General features: G+C 41.9%; 18 protein-coding genes and 1 pseudogene. 16 read left to right on the plus strand and 3 right to left on the minus strand.

What is annotated here, in order from left to right; translation table 11 throughout:
• Positions 1-5: 5 nt before the first annotated feature.
• The 13 genes and pseudogenes from fdnG to M3182_RS13880 form a co-directional block, all read left to right on the plus strand.
• Positions 6-2,405: pseudogene (gene fdnG / locus M3182_RS13820) on the plus strand (formate dehydrogenase-N subunit alpha); the annotation flags it as partial.
• Positions 2,405-3,235: a 4Fe-4S dicluster domain-containing protein gene (locus M3182_RS13825; RefSeq protein ID WP_251428080.1), complete on the plus strand. Its 831-nt coding sequence runs from the start codon at positions 2,405-2,407 to the stop codon at positions 3,233-3,235. The pseudogene fdnG and the gene M3182_RS13825, both read left to right, overlap by 1 nt.
• Positions 3,228-3,941, plus strand: a complete 714-nt coding sequence (locus tag M3182_RS13830; protein WP_251428077.1) for a formate dehydrogenase subunit gamma — start codon at positions 3,228-3,230, stop codon at positions 3,939-3,941. The genes M3182_RS13825 and M3182_RS13830 overlap by 8 nt, the downstream gene beginning before the upstream one ends.
• 268 nt (positions 3,942-4,209) lie before the next feature.
• Entirely contained in the window at positions 4,210-5,019 is an 810-nt protein-coding gene (locus M3182_RS13835; RefSeq protein ID WP_251428074.1) for a formate dehydrogenase accessory protein FdhE, read from the plus strand.
• Positions 5,020-5,038: 19 nt separating this feature from the next.
• Positions 5,039-5,638 (plus strand): molybdenum cofactor guanylyltransferase, encoded by a 600-nt coding sequence (mobA, locus tag M3182_RS13840; RefSeq protein WP_251428071.1) that lies wholly within the window; start codon positions 5,039-5,041, stop codon positions 5,636-5,638.
• Positions 5,639-5,667: 29 nt separating this feature from the next.
• Complete coding sequence (locus M3182_RS13845; RefSeq protein WP_251558506.1) at positions 5,668-6,900, plus strand: molybdopterin molybdotransferase MoeA; 1,233 nt, start codon at positions 5,668-5,670, stop codon at positions 6,898-6,900.
• A gap of 15 nt (positions 6,901-6,915) precedes the next feature.
• The gene (locus M3182_RS13850) at positions 6,916-8,835 is read left to right on the plus strand and encodes a molybdopterin biosynthesis protein (protein WP_251558509.1); all 1,920 of its coding nucleotides are present in this window, start codon (positions 6,916-6,918) and stop codon (positions 8,833-8,835) included.
• Between the two features lie 112 nt (positions 8,836-8,947).
• On the plus strand, positions 8,948-9,412 hold the full coding sequence (locus tag M3182_RS13855) for a molybdenum cofactor biosynthesis protein MoaE (RefSeq protein ID WP_251428061.1): 465 nt from the start codon (positions 8,948-8,950) through the stop codon (positions 9,410-9,412).
• On the plus strand, positions 9,405-9,638 hold the full coding sequence (moaD, locus tag M3182_RS13860; protein ID WP_251558510.1) for a molybdopterin converting factor subunit 1: 234 nt from the start codon (positions 9,405-9,407) through the stop codon (positions 9,636-9,638). The genes M3182_RS13855 and moaD overlap by 8 nt, the downstream gene beginning before the upstream one ends.
• Positions 9,639-9,691: 53 nt before the next feature.
• A complete protein-coding gene (locus M3182_RS13865) occupies positions 9,692-10,711 on the plus strand; it encodes a thiazole biosynthesis adenylyltransferase ThiF (RefSeq protein WP_251428055.1) in 1,020 nt (339 codons plus the stop codon).
• A 247-nt stretch (positions 10,712-10,958) separates the two neighbouring features.
• On the plus strand, positions 10,959-11,633 hold the full coding sequence (locus tag M3182_RS13870; protein WP_251558512.1) for a uracil-DNA glycosylase: 675 nt from the start codon (positions 10,959-10,961) through the stop codon (positions 11,631-11,633).
• A 116-nt stretch (positions 11,634-11,749) separates the two neighbouring features.
• On the plus strand, positions 11,750-12,070 hold the full coding sequence (locus tag M3182_RS13875; RefSeq protein WP_251428048.1) for a YwdI family protein: 321 nt from the start codon (positions 11,750-11,752) through the stop codon (positions 12,068-12,070).
• A gap of 102 nt (positions 12,071-12,172) precedes the next feature.
• A complete protein-coding gene (locus M3182_RS13880) occupies positions 12,173-12,544 on the plus strand; it encodes a DUF423 domain-containing protein (RefSeq protein WP_251558514.1) in 372 nt (123 codons plus the stop codon).
• 296 nt (positions 12,545-12,840) lie between these two features.
• Here the strand turns inward: M3182_RS13880 and gerQ are convergent, their stop codons facing one another.
• Together gerQ and hemQ are read right to left on the minus strand one after the other, a co-directional pair.
• Positions 12,841-13,335 carry a spore coat protein GerQ gene (gerQ, locus tag M3182_RS13885; RefSeq protein WP_349774438.1) on the minus strand — a complete coding sequence of 165 codons (495 nt, stop codon included), beginning with the start codon at positions 13,333-13,335 and terminating at the stop codon, positions 12,841-12,843.
• 145 nt (positions 13,336-13,480) lie between these two features.
• Positions 13,481-14,227, minus strand: a complete 747-nt coding sequence (gene hemQ / locus M3182_RS13890) for a hydrogen peroxide-dependent heme synthase (RefSeq protein ID WP_251428041.1) — start codon at positions 14,225-14,227, stop codon at positions 13,481-13,483.
• 258 nt (positions 14,228-14,485) lie between these two features.
• Between hemQ and pta the strand changes: the two genes are divergently transcribed.
• Both pta and lipL read left to right on the plus strand, forming a co-directional pair.
• Complete coding sequence (gene pta, locus M3182_RS13895) at positions 14,486-15,466, plus strand: phosphate acetyltransferase (protein WP_251428038.1); 981 nt, start codon at positions 14,486-14,488, stop codon at positions 15,464-15,466.
• A gap of 148 nt (positions 15,467-15,614) precedes the next feature.
• Positions 15,615-16,457, plus strand: a complete 843-nt coding sequence (gene lipL / locus M3182_RS13900) for an octanoyl-[GcvH]:protein N-octanoyltransferase (RefSeq protein ID WP_251558516.1) — start codon at positions 15,615-15,617, stop codon at positions 16,455-16,457.
• 172 nt (positions 16,458-16,629) lie between these two features.
• Here the strand turns inward: lipL and M3182_RS13905 are convergent, their stop codons facing one another.
• Positions 16,630-17,532 (minus strand): RsfA family transcriptional regulator, encoded by a 903-nt coding sequence (locus M3182_RS13905; protein WP_251558518.1) that lies wholly within the window; start codon positions 17,530-17,532, stop codon positions 16,630-16,632.
• A 232-nt stretch (positions 17,533-17,764) separates the two neighbouring features.
• On the opposite strand from M3182_RS13905, the gene M3182_RS13910 reads away from it, so the two are divergent.
• Positions 17,765-17,986 carry a YuzB family protein gene (locus tag M3182_RS13910; protein ID WP_251428029.1) on the plus strand — a complete coding sequence of 74 codons (222 nt, stop codon included), beginning with the start codon at positions 17,765-17,767 and terminating at the stop codon, positions 17,984-17,986.
• Positions 17,987-18,028 lie beyond the last annotated feature (42 nt).

Consider the following 18,028-nt stretch of genomic DNA (forward strand, 5'->3'; position numbering starts at 1 on the left):
CTACGGTTGCCGGTCTGGCACCTACAGTAGGTCGTGGCGCAATGACCAACCATTGGAATGATCTCCAAAATACAGATTGTGCCTTAATTATGGGTGGAAACCCTGCGGAAAATCATCCAATTTCTTTTAGATGGCTGACAAAAGCGAAAGAAAGAGGCGCAAAGCTGATTTCTGTTGACCCACGCTTTACAAGAACCTCTGCAAAAGCGGATTTATATGGGCAGCTTCGTTCAGGTACGGATATCGCATTTTTAGGTGGAATGATTAAGTACGCGCTTGATAATGAACTTTACCACAAAGAATATGTGGCTCACTATACAAATGCTTCGTTTATTTTAAAGGAAGATTATGATTTTAATGATGGTTTATTTAGCGGATATGATGAAGCAACACGTTCATATGACAAAACAAAATGGGCTTTTGAAACAAATGAAGATGGAACACCAAAAGAAGATAAGACCCTGAAACATCCACGGTCTGTATTCCAGTTAATGAAAAAACATTATGACCGTTATGATGTTGATACTGTCATTTCTGTTACCGGAACAAACAAAGAAGATTATGTAAAGATTTGTGAGGCTTTCTGTTCAACAGGACAGGTTGGCAAATCAGGGACGATCATGTATGCAATGGGAACCACTCAACATACAGTAGGTACACAAAACGTGCGTGCCTTCGGAATTATTCAGTTGTTACTAGGAAATATCGGACTTCCTGGTGGAGGAATCAATGCCATGCGTGGGGAGTCAAACGTTCAAGGATCCACGGACTTTGGGCTTCTATTCGGAGATCTTCCTGGATATGTTGGGGCACCAAAGGCTATTCCTGAGCATGCTACCCTTGCAGGATATAACGAAAAGGAAACCCCTCCTAGTGGATACTGGAGTAATAAACCGAAGTTCATGGTAAGTATGCTAAAAGCTTGGTATGGTCCAAATGCTCGTAAGAAAAATGACTTCTGTTACGAGTACCTGCCAAAAGGAAACAAAAACTATTCGCATATCAATCTATTTAATGCGATGTATAAAGGTGAAATCGAAGGTGCATTCCTTTTTGGTACAAACCCTGTAGTCGGTGGTCCAAACGCTGGTAAGGAAAAAGAAGCACTGGGCAACTTAAAATGGTTGGTGGCCGCTGACCTTTGGGAAACAGAGTCATCAGCATTCTGGCAAAAAGAAGCTGGTAGCGATCCATCAACAATTGATACAGAAGTGTTCTTCCTCCCTGCGGCATCTTCTTATGAAAAAGAGGGAAGTGTCTCGAACTCTTCTCGCTGGATGCAATACCGTTGGAAAGCAATAGATCCCAAGGGTGAATCATTGGCAGACCTTGAAATCATCCATATGTTGATGAAAAACATCAAGGAATTATACAAAAATGAAAAGACTGCGATTGCAAAACCAGTCAATGCACTGTACTGGAACTATGGCAAAGGTCACCACCCTGATATCGATTTGGTTTGTAAAGAAATCAACGGTTATGACCTTAAGACAAAGAAGCTTTTACCAGGCTTTGCAGCGCTAATGGATGATGGATCAACAAGCTGTGGGAACTGGATTTATTCAGGTTTCTATCCAGAAGAAGGCAAGAACCGTGCAAAAAACCGTGACAACAAAGATACAGGCGGCGGAAATTATCTAAACTGGGCATTTGCATGGCCAGCAAACCGCCGAATTCTCTATAACCGTGCATCTGCGGACTTAAATGGAAAGCCATGGAGCAAGGAGAAAGCGGTTATTTGGTGGGATGCTTCCCAGAAGTTATGGGTTGGAAATGATGTCCCAGACTTCGTTCCTGCAAAGTCACCGAAAGACCCCGGTGGGGACAATCCATTTATCATGACCAAGGATGGAGTTGCCGGCATCTTTGCAGGTAACTTAAATGATGGACCATTACCTGAGCACTATGAGCCATTTGAAAGCCCGGTTACAAACGCATTCTCAAGCCAAGAGATCAACCCAGCTGTTCAAATTATTGAGGGTGAATTTAATCTCAAAGGAAATTCCAAAGAGTTCCCAATCGTAGCAACAACGTATCGGGTTAGTGAACACTGGCAATCTGGCTCGATGACACGAAATCAAGAATGGCTCTCTGAATTAGTTGGACATATGTACATCGAAATCAGTGAAGAGTTAGCAAAAGAAAAAGGCATCAAAAATAAGGATAAGGTCATTGTCAGCTCGGCCCGAGGGGAAATTGAGGCGTATGCAATGGTGACAAAACGATTTAAGCCTTATACCATCCAAGGACAAAAAGTACATCACATTGGAATGCCTTGGCATTTTGGGTTTAAAGGATTTGCAACAGGAGATACCGCAAACCGGCTAACACCACATGTCGGGGATGCAAACTCAACAATACCGGAATATAAAGCATTCCTCTGTAATGTAAGGAGGGCTGACTAATGGCTACTGAATATGTGAAATACGTCGATGTAACGAAATGTGATGGCTGCCGAGCCTGTATGGTTGCCTGTAAAAACTGGAATGACCTACCTGCAGAACCCCAGGATTTCCTGGGGACGATGCAGTCACATGCCAATGTATCGGCTGATACATGGAACGTCTTAACCTTTGTTGAGCATGAGAATTCAGAAGGGAAGTTAGACTATCTCTTCCGTCACTCCTCTTGCTACCATTGTACAGATGCAGCATGTGAAAAGGTTTGTCCAGAGAATGCGATCAGCTATACCGATTTTGGTACAGTCGTCATCGATCAAGATACTTGTGTAGGCTGTGGGTATTGTGTGCAAAACTGTCCGTTTGATGTCATTTCTCTTAAAACATATAAAGATAAAAATGGAGACGAATACCGTAAGGCGCATAAGTGTACGATGTGTACCGATCGTTTAGAGGAAGGGCTACAGCCAGCATGTGTCACAACGTGCCATACGGAAGCAATGGAGTTTGGCGAAAAAGAAGCGATGATTAAAAAGGCGGAAAAACGTGTTCAAGAAATCAAAGACCGTTATCCAAACGCGAATGTCTATAATCCAAAAGGCGTTGGTGGTACACATACCATTTACGTTTTGACTGAAAAGCCTTCCGTTTATGGAATGCCTGAAAATCCAAAAGTACCAACATCGGCTGTCCTTTGGAAAGACTATGCCCAACCAATCGGCAAGGCAATGGTCGGTGGTGTAGCGATGGCTTTAGCTGGTGCATTTGTTGCTAACAAATTCTTTGATAAGAAGAATAACCAAGAAAATAGGGATGGAGGTGGCAGCCATGAGTAATCAACTAGGTACCCAGATAAAAGTAAAACGTTTTTCCAAGGGGTTCGTTGTTGCACATGCTGTCAATGGTATTTCCTTTTTTGCTCTTTATTTAACGGCCTTGCCAATGTATACGGAGTGGTTTGACTGGCTATATGTTCTTTTTGGAGGTCCCGAAAATGCACGATTCCTCCACCGAGTTTTTGCGGTCACGTTTATTTTGCCGACAATTATTATGTTAATTTTTGACCCAAAAGGTTTTTTCAATTGGATGAAAGAACTCGTAACCTGGAAAAAGCGTGATTTGCAATTTTTTACTGAGTTTGTGAAGGATCTATTTGGTTTGAAGTTTAAACATGTAAAACAATCCTTCTTAAACGCTGGTGAGAAGATTAACTCGGTTTTACAAATCGTTTGTGCCATTCTCTTAATTGGTTCAGGATTTACGATGTGGTTTCCAGACGCATTCCCAAAGGCACTTGTCCAATGGGGGTACTTCTTGCATAATGTAGGCTTTGGTCTTGCTTTTGCGGTTGCTTTAGGCCATATCTACCTAAGCGTGATTCATAAAAATTCAAGACCTGGATTTAAAGGAGTCATTACTGGAGAAGTCCCTGCATGGTGGGCAAAGGATCATTATACTGAATGGTACGAAGAAGAAGTGGAAAAAGGCAACTTCCCAGATGTAGATATTGAGAAAGAAATGAAAAAACCAACAGGTGCATAACAAGAAAAGCGGAGGCGACTGTCCAGCGGAGTCCACTAGTCGCTAAAACCGAAGCTGGACAAGTAGAAAAGCGGAGGAGATTTATACGTAGCCTCACCAAAAGTTGAATTCAATCATTACACTAAAAAATAAATTAATGGTCAAAATGGCTGTCTGTATCAAGACAGCCATTCCTGTAAAAAAGAAATATAGTTTCTGCAACATGTATTAGGATAAGTGAAAAGCAGTTAAGATACGGGATTGTATAATTGAAAGAGGTGTATCAAGGATGAAAAAATCCGTTGTTTCAAAGGAATACACGAACCTACAAAAAGAGATTATTAAGCTACAAGAGCAGTGGAAGCAGGTGTTGAACCCAGATGTGATTCAACCGAAATTGGATCAGGCAGCATTAGCATCAGGTGTGCCAGCGGCTGCTCTGACGGCTATTGATTTTGATATTCCCCTATTCATACAGTGGATAGATGAGATAAATAGATTAATTGTGAAGAAAAATCCGGAATTAGAAGGAAAGTTGGGCAAAGTTAGGGAATTGTTAAATGAGGAAGTAGCGATTCGCTGGATTGATGAGGCTTTTGCTGTTAACCAGTTCTATTTTCAACAGTTTGCCCAAGAGCATGAGTTGGAAGGGTGGATGGCACCATTTTTAGCAGAAACAGCTTTAAGACCTTATTTACAGTTAGTCGCAGAGAAACTGCAGCCTGAGATTACTCATGCTGTCCATGGAGCTGGCTGTCCTGTTTGTGGTGAACCCGTGCGCTTAGCACAACTTGAGGAAAATGGGAAAAAGGTCGTTCATTGTCCACGCTGTTTGGTTCAATGGCCAGAAAAGCGCGTTGTATGTTCACACTGCGGAAATGAGGATTCTAAAACAATCCAATTTATCTCGGTTGAAGGAGACGCAACGTCCCAGTTACAAGTGTGCGATCAATGCCATGGTTATTTAAAGGTCATTGATACGAGACAATTCATTTCCAAACCTTCTTCTGCTATTCTTGATTTAAACAGTATCCACCTTGATTTTATTGCTCAAGATAATGGATACGGAGCAGCAACGGATCAGAATACTGCGAATTAGGGAAAAGAAGGTGCAATAAATGAAAGCCGGAGCCATTATTTTATCGGGTGGTCAATCAAGTAGAATGGGAACCAATAAGGCCCTTCTACCTTTTAATGAAAAAACAAATATTGAGAGAATTAAGGATGAACTTAGTTCTCTTTTTGATGAAATCATATTAGTAACAAATCATCCTGAAGATTATTCATTTTTGAACATCAAGATGGTTTCGGACGTGTATCCAGGCAAAGGACCTCTTGCAGGTATTCATGCTGGACTTGCGGCTTCTGATTATGAAGAAAACATCGTTGTCGCATGTGATATGCCGTTTGTTTCGGCTGAGCTTGCTGGAACTCTGGTTCAAAACCTAAAGCATTATGATGCCATGGTTCCTGTGATTGGGGGAAGAAAGCACCCATTATTTGCAGCCTACCAAAAAAGAATTGTAGCTGAAATTGAAAAATGTTTACAGGAAGATCGGTTACGGATGATTCATCTATTAGAAAAACTAAATGTGCGCTATCCAGAGGAAGTCGATTTGCAAGCTTATTGTGATGGTAGTTTGGAAGAAATCTTTTTTAATATGAATGTTCCGGAAGAATATGAGGAAGCGAAAAAACGCCTAGAAACAAGGAACTAAGATGCGGCAGACGAAAGGGTGGAGTGGAGATGCAATTCTTTAAAGTGAAAACAGTGGAGGAAACCTTAGCCTTAATTGAGGAGAACATTCCAAAAATAAGGGAGGTGTCCGTCCGTTCTTTAGAAGAAGCGCTACACTGTATCCTTGCGGAGTCAATCGTTGCAACGGAAAATGTTCCTGGGTTTGACCGTTCAACGGTCGATGGATATGCTGTCATGGCCAAAGATACGTATGGTTCATCCGAATCGATGCCAGGCTTTTTAACAGTAACCGGGGAAGTGAAAATGGGAGAAGCAGCTACCCACCCGTTAAATCGAGGCGAAGCGATTTATGTGCCAACCGGTGGGATGCTCCCGGCTGGCAGTGACAGCGTTTTAATGATTGAACATTGTGAAGAGATTGGTGGTTTGTTAAATACATATAAACAAATCGCCCCTGGGGAAAATGTGATTCGCGCTGGTGAGGATATTCGCGAAGGAGAAGTGCTTCTCGAAGCGGGGACAAAGCTTCGACCACAGGAAATTGGGGCTCTTGCTTCCCTAGGCATTTCCAAAGTGAAAGTATACCGTCCTATTAAGGCGGCTTATTTATCAACTGGAGACGAAATTGTTCCTTACGATACCAAGATCCTTGAAATTGGCCAAATTCGTGATATCAATTATTTAACCGTTTCTGGACTTGCTCGTGAATGGGGTGTCGAGGTTTTTTATGGTGGGATTACGACGGATGACTATGAAGTTTTTGCAGCCAAAGCCCGCGAGCTTTATGAGCAAGCGGATTTGTTAATTTTATCAGGAGGCAGTTCAGTCGGTGCTAAGGATTATACGACGGAAGTGATTCAGTCTTTAGGCGACCCAGGAGTATTTGTTCACGGTATATCAATTAAGCCTGGGAAACCGACCATTCTAGCAGTTGCGAATGAAAAGCCGGTAATTGGATTGCCAGGACATCCTGCTTCAGCGATGATCATTTTTAGATTGTTTGGGGAGAAGATTGTTAAAAAGCTACAAGGGGAGCGTTCAGAAAAGAAACCAGAGCGTATCTTTGCACGCATTACGAAAAACATTGCTTCATCCCCTGGGCGTTCGGACTATATTCGTGTACGCCTAGTCGAGAAGGATGGAGAATGGTGGGCAGATCCAATCATCGGTAAATCCGGGTTGATCACCACGTTGGTGAAAAGCGATGGGATAGTTGAAATTGGTTCTGAAAAAGAAGGAATCGCACAGGGAGACTATGTACCTGTTTTAGCATCGAAATAAGGGGGAGCCTAGAAAATGGATGAACAGAGATATAGACGGAAAATTTATTTGGAAGACAAGCCAAGAGCAGAAGCACTGAAGGAAATTCTCGAAGCCGCTCGCTTGTCACCGGAAACCGAACTCATCCCAACAAGCGATGCTTTAGGCAGGGTTACAGCGAAACCTGTGTTTGCAAATGTTTCAATGCCGCATTATCATGCTTCTGCAATGGATGGGGTGGCGGTTAACGCAGAGGAAACGTATGAAGCGCATGAACAAAGACCACTTCATTTAAAAAAGGGCGAACAATTTGTTTATGTGGACACCGGTAATGCGATTCCACAACACTTTAATGCTGTCATTATGATTGAAAATGTGCAAATCATTGATGAAGATACAATTGAAATCATTGATCCAGCTACACCATGGCAACACATTCGTCCGATTGGGGAAGATATTGTACAAGAGGAAATGCTATTCCCCCAAGGACATAAGTTGCGTCCAGCCGATTTAGGCGCACTGTTGGCCGCGCAAATCACAGAGGTACCTGTTGCGAAAAAACCACTGGTGACCATTATTCCGACAGGCAGTGAATTGGTGGAAGCAGATGCTTCTTTGTCAGCGGGGAAAATCATTGAATTTAATGGGACGGTATTTGCCAACTATATCAAAGAGTGGGGCGGCGAGCCTGACCTTAAAAAGATCGTTCGTGATGAACCAGAGAATATTAGAGCAGCGCTTTTAGACGCGGTTGAGTTATCAGATATTGTCGTAATCAATGCAGGTTCTTCTGCAGGTTCTAAGGATTACACAGTTCATATTTTATCTGAATTAGGTACGGTGTTTACGCATGGTGTTGCAACAAGACCAGGAAAGCCTGTGATTCTTGGAGAAATTAACGGGAAAATCGTTGTTGGTGTGCCAGGTTATCCAGTTTCTGCTTATTTAGCACTAGAGTGGTTTGTTCAACCACTTGTTTGTAAGTACTTGCAGGTTCCAGTTCCGAAACGGCAAACAGCTGAAGTGAAATTAGGCCGCCGGATCGTTTCAACCATGGGAGCGGAAGATTTCATTCGAATGAATATCGGCTATGTGAACGGACAGTTTATTGCCAATCCATTAACCCGTGCAGCAGGAGTAACGATGTCTCTTGTCCGAGCAGATGGACTGTTAGTTGTTCCACCTGAGTTGCTTGGATATGAACAGGGGGAGAGCGTTGAAATTGAATTACTTCGTCCACTAGAAGAAATTAAAAATGCAATCGTCTTCTCGGGAAGTCATGATTTGACGATTGATTTGCTTTCTTCTCAGCTTAAATGGGAACGTGAAGACATGAAAATTGTCTCTTCTCATGTTGGAAGTATGGCCGGAGTCATGGCGATTCGAAAAGGAGAGGCTCATGTAGCGGGCATTCATTTGCTTGACCCGGATACGAAGGAATATAATGTATCATATGTAAAAAAACTTCTTGCTGGACAAGAAGTCGTGTTGTACCCATTTTTAAAACGGACGCAAGGATGGATGGTACCGAAAGGCAATCCATTGCAAGTAGAAGGCATCGGTGATCTGGCAGAATCCCAAGCAGACTTTGCCAATCGACAAAAAGGTGCTGGCACAAGGATTTTATTTGATATGCTGTTAAAAGAGCAGGATCTATCGCCGGAACAGATCAATGGATATGACCGTGAAATGTTCTCGCATTTAAGTGTTGCAGCGGAAGTCAAAGGCAATGAGAATGCGGTCGGACTTGGAATCTATCCTGCGGCAAAAGCGATGAATCTTGATTTTATCCCGGTGGCGGATGAATCGTATGATTTATTGATGACAAAGGCTTTTTATGAAAGTGAACAAGGGCGTTGGTTACGAGCTGTTATCCAGTCGGAACGCTTTAAGGCTGAGGTTGATAAAATTGGTGGTTATGCGGTCGTAGATGAAGAGAGCCCAATCTTTTTTTAACAGAAAATTTACAAGCCCAGCGATAATGTGGCTCATGTCATCAGTCAATGAGTCACTAGCGCTTTTTCTTTAAAAGCAACAGGATTAATGAGAGAACCTTGAGGTGAACAAAATGATGTACGAAATAGCAAAAGACCCAATTGATATTCAAGCAGTGATCGATAAGGTTGTTCAACGTGAAGCAGGTGCGATTACGACTTTTATCGGTACGGTAAGAGAACTAACGAAAGGGAAGAAAACCCTCTATTTGATTTACGAAGCTTATGAACCGATGGCAGTGAAAAAGTTAGAGCAAATTGGGACTGAAATCAAAGAGCGTTGGGAAGGCGCTGAAGTGGCCATCACGCACCGTGTTGGCAAGTTAGATATTACAGATGTTGCGGTCGTAATCGCTGTATCAACGCCACACCGTGCTGATGCATATGAAGCGAACCGCTATGCAATCGAAAGAATTAAAGAAATTGTTCCGATCTGGAAAAAGGAACATTGGGAAGACGGGCAAGAGTGGATTGGAAATCAACTTGAGACGGTTGCTTACCCAAGTGGAAAACCAGAGGAGGGTGATTTGAATGAATAAGGTCCTATTCTTTGCACATTTGCGCGATGAAGCTGGAGAAGAATCCGTTCAACTTGATTTAGCAGGAAAAACGGTTGCTGATGTAAAGGCAATTGTTGCAGAGATCTATGGTCTACAAAAGCTAGATTCAGCGATGACTGCGATTAATGAAGAATTTGCTTCAAATGAGGAAGTAATCAAAGAGGGAGACGTCATTGCGTTTATCCCACCTGTTAGCGGAGGCTGATTGTCTCCGTATTTCTTTTTACAAACTTTGTATTCTTTAGGAGGATGACTCACATGTCCAATAGATATTCACGCCAGACGCTATTTCCTCCGATTGGCAAGGAAGGTCAAGAAAAGATCCGCAGTAAACATGTGCTGATGATTGGAGCAGGTGCGCTCGGTTCAGGAAATGCCGAGGTGCTGACCAGGGCGGGTGTTGGCAAGTTAACGATCATTGATCGCGACTATGTAGAAGCCAGCAATTTGCAACGGCAACAGTTATATACCGAAAATGACGTCGCAGAGAAACTCCCAAAAGCAGCGGCTGCGGAAAAAAGATTGAAGGCCATCAACTCCGATGTCGAAATCCAGGCCATCATTGGCGATGCGACGCCAGAAAAATTAGAAGAGCTTGCCGATGAGGTTGACCTCATTATTGACGCGACAGATAACTTCGAAACGCGTATGGCGATCAACGATATTAGCCAGAAATATGAGATTCCTTGGATTTACGGAGCATGTGTGGCAAGCTACGGAATGAGTTTTACGGTGATTCCAGGTAAGACGCCGTGTTTAAACTGTTTACTAAAGACAATTCCCATTCAAGGAATGACCTGTGATACAGGCGGCATTATCGGCCCAACCGTGCAAATGGTGGTAGCTCATCAGACCGCAGAGGCACTGAAGATTTTAGTTGAAGATTGGGACGCTTTGAGGTCGGCTTTTGTCAGCTTTGACGTGTGGCGCAACGACTATACGACCATGAAAATGTCCAGAGCCAAGGACCCGGGCTGCTTATCGTGTGGGGAGCATCCTGAATATCCTTATCTCAGTGCTGAAAATCGGACAAAAACAACTGTTCTGTGCGGCCGCGATACCGTCCAAATTCGTCCACCACATAATGAGGGCGTGGATTTAAAAGAAATGGCTGGGAAACTAAAGGCATTAGGGTACGAAGTAAAAGGCAACCCATATTTACTATCAGCTGAGTTAGAGGAAAACCGTTTCGTTTTGTTCCAAGACGGACGCGCGCTCATTCATGGTACGAAAGATATGGCACAAGCCAAAAGCTTGTATAGCCGGTTGTTAGGTTAATAGAAAGATTTAGGCACCTTTACACATGGTTGTGGGGTGTTTTTTTGTGGTGAAAATAAAGTGGGCAAATGTTAAATAGGTAAAAATAGAATACTCATTTTTGAAAATAGTACATCTACTTCTGTATATAACGAATCAACCCTATTTAATTTTAAAAAATACTTCTCAGTCCTCTTTGAATCCAAAAATCTGTTAAAATAATATCTGTTTGATGAAACTGCCTATAAGGTGAAAAGGAGGAGTCTCTATGTTTCATGAGCGTTTACAGAATCACTGGGGTGAATTATTAAAAGAGGAGTTCACCAAACCTTATTTTCAACATTTGACGGAGTTTCTTCAAAAAGAATATAACGAAAAAATCGTTTTTCCTAAAAAAGAAGATGTGTTTAATGCGTTGCTACATACAGATTATGAACAGGTAAAGGTCGTGCTCCTCGGCCAAGATCCATATCATGGAGAGGGTCAGGCTCATGGGTTCAGCTTTTCAGTTCGGCCAGGAGTTAAGATTCCCCCATCCTTAAGAAATATTTTCAAAGAGTTGCATGATGATCTTGGTTGCGCTATACCGAATCATGGTTCGTTACTAAGCTGGGCGGACCAAGGGGTACTACTACTCAATACGGTGTTGACTGTCCGGGAAGGGGAGGCCCATTCACATAAAGGAACAGGGTGGGAAGTGCTGACCGATCGAATCATCTCTTTATTAAATGAACGAGAGGAGCCGGTGATTTTCTTGCTATGGGGCAAGCCGGCACAATTGAAGGCGAAGAAAATCGATCAAAAAAAACATGTGGTCCTTACCTCTGCTCATCCAAGCCCGTTATCTGCTAGGAGAGGTTTTTTAGGGAGTAAGCCGTTTTCCTTAACGAACCAGCATCTGCGAAATCTAGGGAAACGAGAGATAGATTGGGAGATAAAGTAAGACTATTTCGACATGTTCCACGTGGAACAAACAAAATTTTGTTTGTTTCGTGTAAATGATGTTGAACTAAGGTAGAATGAAAACAAGATACGACAATGAAAAAGCGTGGTGCAAATATGAATATATCGCTACAAAAATTACTTCGGAAAATGGATGATGAGTTGAGAAGTGCTCAAAATGCAGAATCAGAGGCAGCGGTGCGAGAGCGAATTCATTCGCTTAAAACATTATGTGAATTGGTTTTAGATGAACCAAAAGGACAATCCGTACCTAAACCAAAACAGCAACCAACACTGGAGAAAACTGTCCCATTTCCAACTCAGCCACAATCTCAAGTTGCATTGCAAACGGGTATGTATGCAACACAACCTCAGAACCAAACAAAGCGGATTGAAATGGAAGATGGCGCAAATGGTGATTCACTGTTTGATTTTTAAGGAGTGATCCTTCTTTAAATGATAGGAATAGAAAAGTTTCTTCCATTGTGACAATCGGGGAATTAAGTAACCGATCGATAGAAAAGAAAGGGAGAGGTTCAAATGAAACTATTTATCATTATTGGTGCAGTTAATGCATTTCTTGCAGTGGCATTAGGGGCTTTTGGTGCACATGGCTTGGAAGGCAAGGTTGAACCAAAATATTTGGAAACATGGAAAACTGGGGTCACGTACCAGATGTTTCACGCCGTTGGGCTTTTAATCATCGGGGTCTTATTGGGGAATATCCCGGCATCATCGGCGCTAACTTGGTCGGGTTGGCTCATGACCGTTGGAATTGTCCTGTTCTCAGGGAGCTTATATGTATTAACGTTAACAAAGATTAGTATGCTTGGAGCGATTACTCCGCTTGGTGGAGTCTCATTCCTTGTCGCATGGGTTCTGCTCATTATAGCGGCAGTTAAATTTTTGTAAAAAAGGAGCTCTGCTTTTGAAGCAGAGCTCTCTTTTTATTTAGGCTCTTTTCTCAGACTTTGTTTCCTTTGCATAAAAATACAACTGAATGAGCCAGGTTAAACAATAATAGATTCATTTTCACAGAAAAGAGCTTGCAAACTTAATTTAAACATCCAAATGATTACTATTGCGTTAAAATCGGCTTTAGGATTTTAACCGCAATTATTACGAAAGAAGCCTTTATTTTTGGGGTAAGTATAAGAATTTGAACTTAGAACCACACGCCGTTGAGCAGGGCGCTTCCGCTCTTCTATTTACCTTGGGGGATAAACGCTTAGACCGGGAGCAGCTCCATATGGATAGTCATACTCGATTTCTTCATCAAATGTTACATAATCTAGGTAAACCATTAATAATAAGTACCGCACCCCTGTTTGTGGATCACTGAGAATGAGGTGGTCTCTTCCAGCAGCTTCAATAATGCCTTTGAAAATCTTTGAATTCCATTCTTTGCTTGCATCAAAGCTCATGTAAACTGTGGCTAATTTCCCTTTGTTAAGCCGAAGGATGTTTTCAACATAGGATGCTTCTGCTGGAAGCATTCCTGGCACTTGTACTCCAGTACCGTTCGCTGAAGGAGTAACTCCTGGCGGTGGTGCTGTCATCTGCGCACCAGGCATCGCTTGTTGTGCCTGAGGTTGGGGTTGCTGAAAAGGATATTGACCGGCTCGATTGTTCGCACCGGCATAAGGTGTATAGGCTTGAGGATAGGTCTGATAATTGTAATACGGATAATTCGATTGACTCATTCTTTTCCCTCCCGAATAATAGTCTTGAATGAATTACCGGTCCACTATTTTCACTTTATGAGTGGATAAGGGATTTATGACAAAAAGTCGGCAGTGGTTAAGCTCAATAAAAAAAAGCACCTATTAAGGTGCTTTTTGTCGTTTATTAGACAGATAGGAATGATGGAATGCGCTCAACATCAAGGATATTTCCTACGAAGAAGGCACCAAATTCACCATAACGTGCGCTTACTTCATCAAAACGCATTTCATAAACGAGCTTTTTAAATTGAAGAACATCATCAGCAAAAAGAGTGACGCCCCACTCATAGTCATCAAAACCGACAGAACCAGTAATGATTTGTTTTACTTTACCAGCGTATTGACGGCCAATCATACCATGGCTGTACATTAACTTCTTACGGTCTTCCATTGATAGCATATACCAGTTATCGTCACCTTGGCGACGCTTGTCCATTGGGTAGAAACAAACATGCTTCCACTTTGGTAGCTCTGGATATAGGCGAGCGCGAACATGAGGGTTTTCATATGGATCTCCGCCATCACCCGCAAGATAATTACTTAGTTCGACAACAGACACATATGAATGAGCGGGAAGGGTAAATTCAGCAAGTTTAGACTTGTTGAACTCCGTTTCAATCTCATTCAATTCTTCCATTGTAGGACGTAGAATCATCATCATGAAATCAGCTTTTTGTCCGACAATTGTATAAAGAGCATGGCTACCTTGTTTTTCTTGTTGGGTTTTGTCCCATTTTTCAAGGAGACCTTGGAACTCATTGATGGCTGCTTGACGTTCCTCATTTGAAGCCATTTTCCAAGTTGTCCAATCGATTGTGCGGAAATCATGTAAACAATACCAACCATCGAGCGTTTGTGCTGCTTCACTCATTTATCTCACTCCTATAAAATCGATATTTTACAACATTTATACTATATCATAGTTTTGCCATTCTTCATGCAGATAACCTCTTAACATTGGGTGGAGTGGATAATTTAGTCCGGAAATGCAAATAATGATGATGGTTGTGAGGATGACTTATTGAAAAATTTCAAAAAGATGAACTTTTCCTCTGGAAACGGTGTCATTCTTGAATTTTTACTATCGTAAAGTATGCTTAGGAAGTATAGATAATAGAGGAGGATCAACATGAGCGATTTATTTACGGGATTACAACAAAAATTGAGCGGGCAAAATATGCGTATCGTCTTCCCAGAAGGTTTGGATGAGCGCGTATTAACAGCAGCTGGTCGTCTTGCTGCCGATGGTGTTCTTCAGCCAATTCTTGTTGGAAATCAAAACGACATCCAAGCGAAAGCAAAAGAATTAAATGCTTCCCTTGATGGTGTGGAAATTTATGATCCAAATGCTTTTGATGCTATGGAAGAACTTGTGGCTTCTTTTGTCGAGAGACGTAAAGGGAAAGCAACGGAAGAACAGGCGCGTAAAATTTTATTAGATGAAAACTACTTTGGTACTATGCTCGTACATACAAATCGTGCAGATGGACTTGTAAGTGGAGCTGCACATTCCACCGCAGACACGGTGAGACCAGCATTGCAAATCATTAAAACAAAGGAAGGCGTTCGCAAAACTTCTGGCGTATTCATTATGGTTCGTGATGATGAAAAGTACGTGTTTGCAGATTGTGCGATCAATATTGCTCCAGATAGCCAAGATCTTGCAGAGATTGCAATTGAAAGTGCAAAAACAGCTAGAATGTTTGATATTGATCCACGTGTTGCAATGCTCAGCTTCTCTACAAAAGGTTCGGCGTCTTCACCAGAAACAGATAAGGTTTCCACAGCTGTTGCGGAAGCAAAGCAGCGTGAACCTGAGCTTGTTCTTGACGGAGAGTTCCAATTTGACGCGGCATTTGTTCCATCTGTTGCAGCAAAGAAAGCTCCAGACTCCGTGATTAAAGGAGATGCCAATGTATTTGTCTTCCCAAGCTTAGAAGCAGGAAACATTGGTTACAAGATTGCTCAGCGACTTGGAAACTTTGAAGCAGTCGGTCCAATTCTACAAGGATTGAATCGCCCAGTAAACGATCTTTCTCGTGGTTGCAGTGAGGAAGACGTCTACAAGCTTGCTTTAATTACAGCAGCACAAGCATTAGAAAGCAAATAAATCCTAACAAGAACCGGTTTCACTGAGAAACCGGTTTTTATCATTTCTCCGAAAGACAAAGTGATTTTCCTAGTATGAGTCATGTATAAGCTGACAGGAAAAAGTGCTATAATAACAAGGTTAATCTGATTAAAAGGAGATAGACAAAATGGATGAGGCGCTTCAATTATTGCGTCAACCGAAATGGCGTTGGATTGACCAGTCGGCCATTGGACCACATTTTCATGCCCTTCAATCGTTTGCCACTGATGATACTTTATGTGAATCTGTTGGAACAGGAAAGTCGCCTGCAGTTGCAAGGTCATGGGTACATCATCAAACGATTGTGCTCGGTATTCAGGATACGAGACTTCCGTACCTACAGGAAGGATTAAACTTTCTTGAACAGCAGGGATATAAATATATTGTCCGAAACTCTGGCGGATTGGCGGTTGTTTTAGATGAGGGCGTGTTAAATCTCTCGTTGATCTTGCCTGAAGTGGAAAAGGGCATTGATATTAATCGTGGCTATGATGCAATGTGGCTGTTGATTAAAAAGATGTTTTCTGATTTTGATATAGAAATAGAAGCACGGGAGATTGTGGGTTCTTATTGTCCGGGAAGCTATGATTTAAGCATCGGGGGCAAAAAGTTTGCAGGGATTTCCCAACGAAGATTAAAAAGAGGGGTAGCTGTCCAAATCTATCTTTGTGTAACCGGAAGAGGAAGTGAACGGGCAGAACTGATTCGTCAATTTTATCAATATGCGAAGCAGGGGCAGGAAACGAAATTTTTCTATCCGGATGTCCAGCCTGAGGTGATGTCTTCGTTATCAGAGTTACTAGGGACGCCGATAACGGTCCAGGATGTGATGTTGCGCTTCCTTACGTTTTTAAATCAGAATAGTGGAGAAATCTTAGCAGGGCAATTACTCCCAGAAGAATATGATTTGTTTCATCACTATTATGAGAGAATCATTGAACGAAACAGCAAGTTTCTAGATTCAGAATAAAAAGATTCAAGTAAAAACAGGCCGCTGGATTCGGCCTGTTTGTTTTTCCTTTTCTCGCTTTGAGTGTGCCCAATGGCGATTTTAAAAGGGGGAGTGTTGACAAACATTCAGCGGGGATTTCTCCATTACTGAATCATAGATTATGGGATTTGTTGCCTTCCTACTCCTCGACTTATTCGGCTACTTTTTCAAGATTGCCGTTTCGGTCCATTTTAAATTTTGTTGCTGGACGATCTTCTTCTTCATCAAATAAAACGAGTTTACGTGCACGATTAAGGATTTTCATCAATGTCTCGTAATCTTCCTGCATCGTATTTGCATCGTCTTCGAGCTGTTTGACTTTCCCCTTCAGCTCTTCATTTTCTTTTCGTAACGTAGCAATCTCGCGCATTAGGCGATCGTTTTCACTTTTATAAATATCGGCATGGAAATTTGTGCTATTTAAATTTTGCAAATAAGCAATTACATGACCGAGAGTCATTCCACTCGTTGGCACGGTTTGGGTAGGCTTTGCCGCTTGTGGAATAGGTTGCTGCTGTTGAACTTGTGGAGCTTCTGTTTGTTCTTCTTGAGTTTCAGAAGTCTCTGAGACTACTTTTGTTTCATCCTCTGAATCGGAATCTTTTAAAAATAGATCATGGAGGCCATCTAACCCGAATTTATCTTGCATTTCCAATGTGTTTAAGTTGCTGAAAGGTTGTGCTGGTTGTGAATCTACTTTTACATCCATTGTTTCAGGCGTTAAATCAGTAGACATTTCAGTTGATTGAATACCTAATTCATCAAGAGACGGTACCGGTGGCGAATAAAGAAGCTTTTTCTTTCCACCTTGATCTTTCCCGAGAATACGTTGTCTTTGCTTCCGTTGCTTTTTAGCAAGCTGCAACGCTTTTTCATATTGATGGCGGACAACGGCATTCCATCTAAAACCACATGCAGCAGATGTACGGTCAAGCTTGTCCCCAACTTCCTCAAACGCATTCAGTTGTGTGCTTCCTTCACGCACATGTCTCAAAACGGTCTCAGCAAGCATTAAATCGTTTTCCTCCGTCCAGGCATCCTGGCGAATTTTCATTTTTCTTCAACTCCCTTTAAAAATCATAAATGACGCTGTTCTAGTCAAAGGATGTCCGATTTTTAAAAGGTTTATACATTCCTGATTAAAAGGATAGTAGATTTTTTCCATTTTTTCATAGAAAAAGGGAAAGGTTTCCCAAGTTGCAATCAAAGGAGGGAAGTTGTAAAATACCTCTTAGTGAAAAATTCTAGTACATGTATTTTTAATATAGAAAGGGTTGTCCACAATAATGGCAAACGAATTTCGTGTTTGCGACGATTGTCAGGCCGTTAACCTTAAGACGCTCATCCCTAAGTTAAAAGGGAAAGACCCAGAGGCAAAGATTGAGATTGGTTGTCAATCATACTGCGGGCCAGGCCGCAAGAAAACATTTGCTTTTGTAAACAATCGTCCCGTCGCTGCACTGACTGAAGAAGAGTTAATGGAGAAAATTGATAAAAAGTTAAAATAATGTTTTAAAAGACAAGAAAGTATAAAAGTTTTACTTAAGAGA

Source organism: Mesobacillus maritimus (genome assembly GCF_023715205.1).
Lineage (GTDB): Bacteria > Bacillota > Bacilli > Bacillales > Cytobacillaceae > Mesobacillus_B > Mesobacillus_B maritimus_C.